This window comes from Moraxella canis (assembly GCF_002014965.1).
GTDB lineage: Bacteria > Pseudomonadota > Gammaproteobacteria > Pseudomonadales > Moraxellaceae > Moraxella > Moraxella canis.
In genome coordinates this window covers 208808-220634 of record NZ_MUXT01000004.1, presented here as the reverse complement: position 1 = coordinate 220634, position 11827 = coordinate 208808, and the positions used below count along the sequence as shown (strand labels likewise).

The 11827-nt window shown below is 48.1% G+C and carries 9 protein-coding genes; 5 read left to right on the top strand and 4 right to left on the bottom strand.

Annotated features, from left to right (window positions below):
* Positions 1-105: 105 nt before the first annotated feature.
* Both B0180_RS03395 and B0180_RS03390 read left to right on the top strand, forming a co-directional pair.
* On the top strand, positions 106-843 hold the full coding sequence (locus tag B0180_RS03395) for a MiaE family protein (RefSeq protein ID WP_078255657.1): 738 nt from the start codon (positions 106-108) through the stop codon (positions 841-843).
* Between the two features lie 21 nt (positions 844-864).
* The gene (locus B0180_RS03390; RefSeq protein ID WP_078255656.1) at positions 865-2319 is read left to right on the top strand and encodes an NAD(P)H-hydrate dehydratase; all 1455 of its coding nucleotides are present in this window, start codon (positions 865-867) and stop codon (positions 2317-2319) included.
* An 87-nt stretch (positions 2320-2406) separates the two neighbouring features.
* On the opposite strand, the gene metH is transcribed toward B0180_RS03390, so the two are convergent.
* Positions 2407-6168 (bottom strand): methionine synthase, encoded by a 3762-nt coding sequence (metH, locus tag B0180_RS03385; RefSeq protein ID WP_078255655.1) that lies wholly within the window; start codon positions 6166-6168, stop codon positions 2407-2409.
* 189 nt (positions 6169-6357) lie between these two features.
* Between metH and B0180_RS03380 the strand changes: the two genes are divergently transcribed.
* Complete coding sequence (locus tag B0180_RS03380; RefSeq protein WP_208609377.1) at positions 6358-6957, top strand: DUF1543 domain-containing protein; 600 nt, start codon at positions 6358-6360, stop codon at positions 6955-6957.
* A 32-nt stretch (positions 6958-6989) separates the two neighbouring features.
* Complete coding sequence (gene truD / locus B0180_RS03375) at positions 6990-8075, top strand: tRNA pseudouridine(13) synthase TruD (RefSeq protein ID WP_078255653.1); 1086 nt, start codon at positions 6990-6992, stop codon at positions 8073-8075.
* A gap of 44 nt (positions 8076-8119) precedes the next feature.
* On the opposite strand, the gene B0180_RS03370 is transcribed toward truD, so the two are convergent.
* From B0180_RS03370 to dcd, 3 genes are all read right to left on the bottom strand, one after another.
* Positions 8120-8683, bottom strand: coding sequence for a DUF4126 domain-containing protein (locus B0180_RS03370; RefSeq protein ID WP_233424908.1), 564 nt, complete (start codon positions 8681-8683; stop codon positions 8120-8122).
* 30 nt (positions 8684-8713) lie between these two features.
* Positions 8714-9007: a polyhydroxyalkanoic acid system family protein gene (locus B0180_RS03365; protein WP_049235719.1), complete on the bottom strand. Its 294-nt coding sequence runs from the start codon at positions 9005-9007 to the stop codon at positions 8714-8716.
* Between the two features lie 218 nt (positions 9008-9225).
* On the bottom strand, positions 9226-9801 hold the full coding sequence (dcd, locus tag B0180_RS03360) for a dCTP deaminase (protein ID WP_078255651.1): 576 nt from the start codon (positions 9799-9801) through the stop codon (positions 9226-9228).
* Between the two features lie 209 nt (positions 9802-10010).
* Between dcd and B0180_RS10025 the strand changes: the two genes are divergently transcribed.
* Positions 10011-11825, top strand: coding sequence for a DUF294 nucleotidyltransferase-like domain-containing protein (locus tag B0180_RS10025; protein ID WP_143821262.1), 1815 nt, complete (start codon positions 10011-10013; stop codon positions 11823-11825).
* Positions 11826-11827: the final 2 nt, after the last annotated feature.

Below are 11827 nucleotides of genomic sequence, written 5' to 3'. Positions count from 1 at the left end.
AATCCTATCACTGCCCATATCTGGGTGTGGGGCTTGGGTATTTGGCGATCATTTGGGCGATCAAGCTATGATATAATAAGCTGATTTTGAGAGTTTGGATAAGATATGAGTGACGCTATGATAACTTCTGAAGATGACTTGACGGTCATCACCACACACGCACGCGCCAAGACAGACATTAGCCATATCCATGAGTTTTTGGGCTGTCGCACTTCGGAGCGCTGGCTAAGCCTGGCGCGCGAGCATCTGCCATTACTACTCCAAGACCATGCCAACTGTGAGAAAAAAGCGGCAGGCACGGCGATGAATCTCATTTTTCGTTATGAATTTCATCGCACACTCCAAGAGCGTTTAGCGCAGCTGGTACGCGAAGAGATGCTACACTATGAGCAAGTGCTGTCATTGATGAAAGAGCGTGGCATTGATTGGCATTATCTGCCCGCAGGTCGCTACGCCAAGGGGCTTTTGAAGCACAAGCGCACCCATGAGCCTGCTGCGATGGTGGATGTGCTGATCATTGGAGCGTTCATTGAGGCGCGTTCTTGTGAGCGATTTGGGGCGTTGGCGGATGTCATAGAAGATGAAAAGTTGGCACGCTATTATAAGTATCTGCTCAAATCAGAAAGCCGTCATTATGAAGATTATTTAATGCTGGCTCGTTCTATCACAGATGACAGCATTGATGAGCGCGTGGCGTTTTTTCGGGACGTTGAGCGTGAGCTGATACAGTCGCCTGATGATGAGCTGCGGTTTCATAGCGGCACGCCAAGCGATACTTTGATGGCAAATGGCGTCCCACCAATCGCCACTCAATCCAAAGACCACTCTGCTAAAGTCAGCTAACTCAGTTTAAAGGTGTCCATCATGCATGATTTCCCAACGCCTGTCTATTCAGCCAATGCGGTCAAAGAGTGGGAGAAGCGCTGGTTTGGGCTTGATAATAGCAGCTTTGGGCTGATGCAGCAAGCAGCACTGGCGATGGCTAATACCCTAAAAACCCATCTCAAGCCTGGTGACTCTGTCTGTATCTGGTGCGGCGCTGGGAATAATGGCGGTGATGGCTATCTGCTTGGGGTGTATCTATCAGAGCATTATCAAGTGTCTATCTACCCTGCCCTGCCTGCCGTCAGCGACGATGCGTTGCGCGCTTATGACTGTGCGCTGGCTGCTGGCGTGCCTCTACTGCAGTCACCTAATGAGGCAGATGTACATATCGATGCGTTATTTGGCAATGGTCTGACGCGTCCGCTTGATGCCGACTGGTGCGCTATCATCGAGCGATTTAATACCATGAAAGGTGTCAAAGTCGCCATCGATATTCCTTCGGGGCTGCATCCTGATACTGGCATGCCCCTGCCCTCCGCAGTCACGGCAGATATGACACTGTGTCTGATGGACTATAAAGCTGGATTATTTATGGGTCATGCCAAAAGCCATGTCGGGCATCTCATCAATCACCCTTTGATCCCCAAAGACGAGCACCTGATTCCCATTGCCATGACAAATGATCGGCTGCCCAGACTGCCTGACAGATCTCAGCGCAGCAGTCATCTGCATAAGGGTAGCTTTGGGTCAGTGGCGGTCATCGGCGGCTCTGCGCTTATGGGCGGAGCTGCCTTGATGAGCGCTGAAGCCGCCATCCGAGTCGGTGCAGGTCGGGTAACGGTCATGACGCACCCCAATCACCATACCGCCATCATCAGCAGAAGTCCCAATCTGATGCTTGGGCGCATCGATCAGATTGATCAAGCTTGGCTGTCTGGGATGAATGCGGTATGCTTTGGCATGGGGCTTGGGCGTGATGAATGGGCTCAGAGCATCTTCAAAGAATGGCTGGCGGCACTCATGGCTCATCATATACCGACCGTACTCGATGCTGATGCGCTGTGGCATCTGGCAGATCAGCCTCGTCGCTTGCCTAATCACTGTATCGGTACGCCGCACCATGCTGAAGCTGGGCGACTTTTGGGCATCAGTGCTGCACAAGTTGAAGCCGATCGCATGGATGCCATCTGTCGCTTGCAGCTGCGTTATGGCGGTCAATGGGTGCTCAAAGGGGCAAATTCTTTGAGCATTGACGCCACAGGCAATATCAGCATCTGCACTTTGGGTAGTGCCGCCATGGCAACTGCAGGCATGGGCGATGTGCTGTCTGGCATGATGGCAGGTCTGCTCGCCCAAGATGCCGCCCTGCCCTGCGCTCAGATCGTCGCCCTACATGCCAAAAGCGGCGATATGCTGAGCCAACAGAGTATCTGTGCTGATGTCAATGAAATGGGTAGTATCGCCGCTAAGCTGCTCAAAACCAGTGCCATTTAATCTGATGATTAGCCCATAAACGCCACACCAAATCAAAAACCTTTGCCAAATCATCAGTTTGACAAAGGTTTTTTGGTTTTGGTTTGATTATAAATTAGGATTTAGCCACTTTTCAGCAGTCTTGATATCCCAGCCCTTACGGCGTGCATAGTCTTCTAGCTGATCGGTGCTGATTTTACCGACATTAAAATAAGTACTGTCAGGATGACTATAATAAAAGCCCGATACGCTTGACGGCGGCCACATGGCGAAGCTTTCGGTCAAGTAAGTGCCGATGGCATTCGTGGTGTCCAGCCAGTCAAACAGCTTGCCTTTTTCGGTGTGCTCAGGGCAAGCCGGATAGCCTGGCGCAGGGCGGATGCCGACATATTTTTCGCGGATCAGCTCTTCATTAGATAGGTTTTCGTCAGCTTGATAGCCCCAGTACTTTTTACGCACCAGTTCGTGGAGTTTTTCAGCGAAGCTTTCGGCAAAGCGGTCGCACACCGCCTGCACCATGATGGCATTATAATCATCGCCCTTGGCTTTGTATTCATTTGCCAATTCTTCAGCACCAAAGATAGACACCGTAAAGCCGCCCAAATAGTCATCGCCATTGGGCGAGATAAAGTCCGCTAGGCTATAATTTGGCTTGCCAGTCACTTTATCCGACTGCTGGCGCAAGTGCTCAAACTGGTGCGCAGCATTGCCATGATCGTCGTATACGGTGACTGTATCGGCAGCGGTGCGCTTGGCTTTTTCAAGGCGTAGCACGGCTTTGGCGGTGACGAGTTTTTCTTTGATCAGTTTATCAATCATCGCATTGGCATTGGCAAATAAATCTTGGGCTTCTGCGCCGACCACCTCATCATCAAAGATTTTTGGGTATTTGCCCACCAAGCCCCACGAAATAAAAAACGGCGTCCAGTCAATGTAGGGCAGTAAATTCTCAATTGGATAATCATCAAAGATAATCTGCTCCGTAGCGTTTGGTATGGGCGGTGCGTAATTATCCCAGTCATATTTAAAGCCTTCGGCGATGGACTGCTCGTAGCTAAGCTTCGCCCCTTTTGGCTTACGATTGGCAAGACGCTCGCGTACTTCGGTATATTCAGCGCGTATGTCCGCCACAAAGTCTGCCTTTTTGTCCTTGGATAATAATGTGGTCGCCACACCGACAGCACGGCTGGCATCCGCCACATAGACGACGACATCATTTTGATAATTTGGCTCAATCTTGACAGCAGTGTGTGCCTTAGAAGTCGTCGCACCGCCAATGAGCAGCGGCAGATGGAAGTTTTGCTCTTGCATTTGCTTGGCGACATAGACCATCTCATCTAGGCTTGGCGTGATAAGCCCTGACAGACCGATGATGTCCACTTTTTCGTCTTTGGCGACTTGCAGAATCTTCTCTGAAGGCACCATCACGCCAAGATCGATGATTTCATAGCCATTACAGCCCAAGACCACGCCCACAATGTTTTTGCCGATGTCGTGAACATCACCTTTAACAGTCGCCATCAGCACCTTACCCTTGGTTTCGCCGGCGACTTTTTCAGCTTCGATATATGGGTTTAGCCATGCAACAGCTTGCTTCATGACGCGCGCTGATTTGACAACCTGCGGCAAGAACATTTTTCCTGCCCCAAATAAATCACCCACCACATTCATCCCATCCATCAAAGGACCTTCGATGACATCCAAAGGACGCGGATATTTTAAGCGTGCCTCTTCGGTGTCTTCATTGATATATGTGGTAATACCCTTGACAAGTGCGTGCTCGATGCGTTTTTCGACAGGCAGCTCACGCCACGCCAAGTCAGCAGTGGCATCTTTTTTCTTATCGCCTGACTGATAATGCTCGGCGACCTCCAAAAGCTTTTCGGTGGCTTCGTTATTATCATTATTACGGTTTAAGATCACATCTTCGATGGCATCGCGTGCGCTTGGCTCAATTTCATCATAAAGCTCAAGCATGGCAGGGTTGACGATGCCCATCGTCATGCCATGATTAATCGCGTGATACAAAAACACCGCGTGAATCGCTTCGCGAATCGGATTACCACGGAAACTGAACGACACATTCGACACACCGCCTGATACCATGGCATTAGGCAGATTATCGGTGATCCACTTGGTGGCATTAATGAAGTCCACGCCATAATTACTGTGCTCTTCGATGCCAGTCGCCACCGCAAAGATATTAGGGTCAAAGATGATGTCTTCGCTAGGGAAACCCACTTCGTTCACCAAAATATCATAAGAGCGCTGACAAATCTCAATCTTACGCGCTTCGGTATCAGCTTGACCTACTTCATCAAAAGCCATGACGATGACCGCCGCACCATATCGCATACATAGGCGCGCTTTTTCGACAAATTCATCATAGCCTTCTTTAAGTGAGATGGAGTTGACGACTGCCTTGCCTTGCGTGCATTTTAGACCTGCTTCGATGATGTCCCATTTTGAGGAGTCAATCATCAAAGGCACACGGCTAATGTCAGGCTCAGAGGCGATGAGATTGACAAAATGGATCATCGCCTGCTTTGAGTCAAGCATCGCCTCATCCATATTGATGTCCACAATTTGGGCGCCGCCTTCGACTTGGTCGCGCGCCACATCCAAAGCCTCGCTGTATTCTTCATTTTTAATTAATCTTAAAAACTTCTTGGAGCCTGTGACGTTGGTGCGCTCACCGACATTGACAAATAAGCTATCGCGCGTGATATTAAACGGCTCAAGCCCCGACAATCGGCAAGCAGGCACATACTCAGGTAGCTTACGCGGTGGATAAGGCGATACCATCTCAACAATCGTTTGGATATGCTCAGGCGTCGTGCCACAGCAGCCGCCCACGATATTGACAATGCCAGCTTTGGCGAAGCCTTGGACCATGGTGGCGGTTTCGATGGCAGTTTCGTCATATTCGCCAAATTCGTTCGGTAAGCCTGCGTTGGGGTGCGCTGACACAAAGGTTTCGCACACATCAGACAGTGATTTGATGTGCGGCTTTAGGGCGTCTGCCCCCAAGGCACAGTTAAAGCCGATCGAGATGGGCTTGGCATGGCGTACAGAATTATAAAAAGCTTCTGCCGTCTGCCCTGACAGCGTGCGACCAGAAGCATCGGTAATCGTGCCGCTGATCATAATCGGCAACTCAAAGCCGATTGTCTCAAACACACCTGTCACCGCAAAAATCGCTGCCTTAGCGTTTAGGGTATCAAACACTGTTTCAATCAACAAAATGTCTGCACCACCTTCGATCAATGCCAAGGCAGATTCGGTATAATTATCCACAAGCTCATCAAAGGTAACATTACGAAAGGCAGGGTCATTGACATCTGGCGAGATAGAACAGGTGCGAGATGTCGGACCAATCACGCCCGCCACAAACCTTGGTTTATCTGGCGTTTTGGCGTTATATTCATCACACGCCAAGCGAGCCAGATGCGCTGCTTGCTTGTTGATCTCATACGCCAAATGCTCCATGCGATAGTCAGCCATCGAGATTTGAGTACCATTAAAGCTGTTGGTCTCGATGATGTCCGCACCTGCCTCCAGATAGCTTTTGTGGATGGCGCTGATGATGTCAGGCTGCGTGAGTACAAGCAGATCATTATTACCCTTCACATCATTGGCGATATCAGCGAAGCGTGCGCCGCGGTAGTCGCTTTCGGTCAGCTTATAATTTTGGATCTCGGTGCCCATCGCCCCATCCAAAAACAGCATCTGCGTTTTTAGCAGGTCCGTCAGACGCGCTTTATTCCCCGCTTGAATGTCTTTATAAGGAAAATCATCAGGCGGTGTTAGGATAAAATTGTCAGGATTGTGCGGTTTGTGCGTGGTGTTGGTGCTGCTCTGTACGCTCATGAGTCATCCAAAATCTAAAATAAAATGAAGGTATTATACCACCATTCTGACTTGGTGAATATGGGGCAGATACCATCCCTCTTAGATCACTCCAAAATCCGCCACGACCGATGGATAGTTAGGCTTATTAGCATCGCCAAAATCATGCTATACTTAGCTTTTTAGATGGATATCGCCAAGGACTTTGCCGTGAAACTTTTTATGCTGAAAATTGGAGCGACACCCAAAGGTCGCTTGATCGAACAACACGATGTTTTCTTTGGTATCGCTGATGATGTCAAATCATTAATCCCGCATTTTGAGCAGGCGTGGCCAGAGATCACGGACATTTGGCATCTGGATGCATATCGCGCGGTCACTGCTGTCAATGGCTATCGCATCGAAGTTGTGCCACGTGCGCAGCATTCTACCGATCAGCCCTGCGTCACTTTTGATGATAGTGATAATAAGCAGCTGTATTTTGTGAATTTGGGCGGTTATTTGCCGAATCATTTTGAGGAATTTCATCACAAACTGCTCATCGTCGCAAACAACATGTCGGAAGCGATCGCCATCGCCAAGCGATCAGAATTTTATCAACAATTTGATATCACAGGCACGCGCGCCACATCGCATATTGATGATAAATATGGCGTGGATATTGATGAGATTCACCGAGTCGCTGATGTGCTACCCAAAGCTTTCAAGACACAGTATCAGCTGCGCATCACTGCCGATGAGGCAGCAAAAGATGATGAGATGGTGATTGGCTATCTGCCAAAAAAGCTGTTTGATTCAGATCTGATTTAGTTTGATATCAATAAATAACCAAAAAGTGACTTATGCGCCCAACAACTTTACCACTGCCTTGGCAGCCGCCTGCCTTAAGTGCTGATTTTAAACGCATGCCTGAAGACTTTATCGTCACTGAGATGTTAGACATCGAACATTCAGGCAGTGGCGAGCATCTGTGGCTGCACATCACCAAGATCAATCTAAACACCGCTTATGTCGCTAAGCTGCTTGCCGCTTGGGCAGGTGTGCCTGCGCGAGATGTCGGCTACTCTGGGCTCAAAGATCGGCACGCGGTCACGCATCAGTGGTTTAGCATTCGCCTGCCCAGTCAGACCATGCCGGATATTTCTTTGGAAAATTTCACCAAAGCACATCTGAATGATGGCGAATCTATCATACTCAATAAACTGACTTGGCACAATCGCAAACTCAACCGAGGCACGCACAAATACAATCATTTCGCCATTCGCCTGTGTCATCTTGAAGGCGATATCAGTGCCATAGATGAGACGCTTAAGCGCATCAAATCTGGCGGTGTGCCGAATTATTTTGGTGAGCAGCGTTTTGGCATTGAGGGTAAAAATCTTGATAAGGCTTATCGCTTTTTTGAAAAACAGCTGATGAGCAATCAGCCTTATCGCCCCAACAAAAAGCTTGCCGAAAAAGATGGGCTGATGATATCAGCCGCCAGAAGCGCGCTATTTAATGCCTTGCTTGGCAAGCGCGTGGCTGATGGCACCTGGAATCAGGCACTCTTGGGCGATGTGTTTAATTTAGAAGGCACAGGCTCAATTTTTCAAGATGCGCTGACAGATGAGATCAAAAGTCGCGTCAAACAGTGCGACATCCACCCAACCGCACCACTCATGGGCATTGGCGATCGTCGTGATCGCGGTGCCGCTCGGGCGCTTTATGATACGCTGCTTGACGATGATCGTTATCAAACCCTTTGCCAAGGATTGATAAAAATTGGTGCCAAATTGACATACCGTCCCCTTCGGCTGATGGTACATGATCTGACTTGGGAGCGATCAGGCGATGATCTGTGCCTTGAATTTAGACTACCCAAGGGTACATTTGCTACCGTTGTGATTCGTATGATCGTCCAAGAGTATCACTCCAAGCACACTTAATATCATAAAAAGTCAGATACATCGCTTGGTGATCATAAATTGGATTATTTGGCAAATTGGCGCTTGAGACTAACCATGATCCAAATCAGCGCAATAATGCCGATCACAGCGATCATCATCCCAACCACAGGAAATAAGATAGACACCGCCGAAAGCCCAATCGCCGCGCCCGTTTCCGCCATGCCGATGGCAGGATTGGCGCTGCCTGCCGTTGTGGCGGTCGATACGGCTCTGGTGGCAGCAGAGGTGGTCTTGATGGTCGCTGCCGCACCGCCGCCAGCGACGATGGCAAGCGCCCAAGTCATCGCAGGGCTAAATTCAGTCAAAGTACTTGCCATAACCAAAGTACCTGCCACGCCCGCCAAAGGCACCGCGATCGTATCAAGCAGATTATCCACAAATGGAATCAGATAAGCCATCGATTCGACCATGCTCGCCACGCCTAAGATGACCAAGGCAGAGAGGCTGCCAAGCCACTGCCACGAATCACTCAGTGGGATGATGCCAAAATGCGCTGCAATAGACAGCCCAAACAAAGGCACAAACACACGAAAACCCGTGCTTGCCGCAAGCCCAATGCCCAAGCAGATGCTCAATATCATCTCCATGCTCATCCCTTCCTTATTGATTATCTCAAATTAGCTTTGAGGAAAATATTTATCCAAGCCTTCTTCGATGCCTGAGCTGATCACACCTTTTAGCGGTTTGGCGAACAGTCCAAGTTTGGCTTGAAAGGTGATTTTATCAGCGTCCAAAGTCGCTTGAGCATCGACACCTGCTTTATTGATGCTTGCACTGTCTTTATCATCGCCTTTGATGTAATTGATATTCAGCCCAAACTGATTTTCCGCCTCTTGCAGCCATGCTTGCGCTTTAGCTCGCGCGCTCTCAAAATCCAAACTGTGCGTACGCTCAAAATAAATATCGCTCATAAATAACCTTTTATCTTAATCAATAAACTCAATTGACTTGTCATTTTAGCGTATTTTATCTTAAGATTGGGTGGCGTTTTGTAACTTGCTAGACTCTCCAAGCTAACATAGCAGACTGCGCCAAGCCAGATTTAGCAGTTTTATTTAACATGAAAACTAAAAAATGGGCGTGCCACTGATCACACAGCCTGCACGCCCATGACAGAGTATTGCGCCGTTTAGGTTTTTGGTAGGGTGACGCCTGTTTGACCTTGATATTTTCCGCCGCGATCTTTATAAGATGTTTGGCACACATCATCGGCATCCGATTGGAAAAACAGCATCTGTGCCACGCCTTCACCAGCATAGATACGCGCTGGCAAATTGGTGGTATTACTAAATTCTAAGGTGACATGCCCTTCCCATTCAGGCTCAAGCGGCGTGACATTGACGATAATGCCGCAGCGCGCATAGGTGGATTTACCCAAACAAATGGTCAACACATCTCTTGGAATACGAAAGTACTCAACCGTCCGCGCCAAGGCAAATGAGTTCGGTGGAATGATACACTCATCACCGATGATATCAATAAAACTGCGCTCATCGAAGTTTTTGGGATCAACGATGGCAGAATGTACATTGGTAAATACCTTAAATTCATTGGCGCAGCGTACATCATAGCCATAGCTTGAGGTGCCGTAGCTGACCAGCTTTTGACCTTGAGCGTTATAGCGCACCTGATGGGGCTCAAACGGCTCAATCATGCCATGAGTTTCAGCCATTTGACGAATCCAGCGATCTGATTTGATAGACATTGTTCACTCTTATGTGTTTAAATTGCTTTTTATTATAGAGTATTTACCCCGTCTTTTGTAGTGCTGATTTGAACAAATCCGCCCAAGCACCCTTCCAATTAATCCACAGTTTTTGTCGGGAATTTGTTGTGTGATGCTTGTGAAATTCTTGATATCTGCTAATATATCAAGAATTGATTAGGGATAAACTGCTCAAAAGGATAACTTGAATGAATCGCTTTGATTTTAGTACCGCGCCTTATAATGCGCTTGCCAATCATCAAAGGCAAGTACTTGAAAAATCGACAGATATTGTGTTTTTTGATGACAATGCTGCCATCATTGAAGCGCAAGATAGCATTGATACGTTATATATCGTCATCAAAGGCATGGTCAAAGAAATTGATGCCAGTGGCGAGGTGTTGGCACTGTATCACCCTTCGGACAGTTTTGATACACGGGCGCTGTTTGAGCAGTCGTATCGGCACAGCTTTATTGCAGTTGAGCAAAGTTTATTATACGCCATCCCCAAAACTGTCATCCGTGCGCTCATCGAAGAAAATGGCGAATTTGGCGCTTACTTTTTTGCCAATATCGCCGATAAGCTCAAAGATCAATCCGGTAATCGCCGCGAAAATGAGTTGGCGGGGCTATTCACCGCCAAAGTGCGTGACGCTTATCGCTCGTATGATGAGCTGTATGATGGCTCGATCAGCTTGATCGACGCTGCCAAAACCATGCAAGCAAACAAATCCAAATCACTACTCATCCATCATGATGGCAAAATCGGCTTAGTCACCGAGTCGGTATTTCGTGATGCCTTCATTCACTCATCAGACACGCTCAATCCCAATGATGCCACGCATCTGTGGGCACGCTTTGATTTGATCTGTGCTGATGCCGATGATTTTATGTTCAGTGCACTACTAAAAATGATGAATCATCGCATTCAGCGCGTGGTCGTCACCACTAACGGCGATCCCATCGGTGTGCTTGAACAAATTGATATTTTAGCATTTTTATCCAATCACAGCCATTTGATTGCCGAAAAATTAGAAGTTGCAACCAGTCTAGATGATCTGACCCAAGTAGCTTCACAAATGAACCATACCATCTCAGCACTCTATGCCAATGGTATGCAAGCCAAACAATTAGCCCAACTGATGCAAGTGCTCAATAGCCGCCTGTTTGAAAAAGCGTGGCGAATGATTGCGCCTGCGGAGCTTGTGGCAAACTCTTGTTTGGTTGTGATGGGTTCTGAAGGTCGAGGTGAACAAGTTTTAAAGACCGATCAAGACAATGCCCTGATCGTCCGTGATGGCATTGATATGCAGATGGTGCGACCTTATGCCGAGCGCTTTTCTGACATTTTGGCTGCATTTGGATATCCGCCCTGCCCAGGCAAAATTATGGTCAATAACCCATCATGGTGTCAGCCGGTGAGTGAATTTAAGCAGACGGTGGGCAACTGGTGCAAAAATCCGACGCCTGACCATATGATGAATTTGGCGATTTTTATGGATGTCAAATGTGTCAGTGGTGACGAAACACTGCTTGATGAAGTACGCGCGCACCTAAATGTGTATCTAGACAGTGATGTAGGGATGCTGATGAGTTTTGCGCGGGCAGTGAATCAGTTTGACGAAGACGGGCGCGGATTTTTTGCGCAGATTTTGGGTCAAAAAAAGCACAAAATGGACATCAAAAAAATGGGGACATTCCCTGTGGTGCATGGCGCGCGTGCGTTGGCACTCAAGGCAAAAATCAGCGAAACCAACACCTTTGAGCGCATCGCTCGGCTATCACAGATGGGCTTGATCGAAAAACAGCTTAGCCAAGATGTCTCAGAGGCATTGGCATATCTGATGAACACACGCCTAAAAAACGGGCTATCAGCGCTCAAGCACAACCAAGAGTTTACCCCAAACCAAATTGATACTGAAAATTTATCCACACTTGAGCGAGATTTATTAAAAGATGCTTTGCAGGTTGTGAAGCGGTTTAAGCACCATGTCAGCAGTCAGTTCAATCTGCAATATTCATAGGG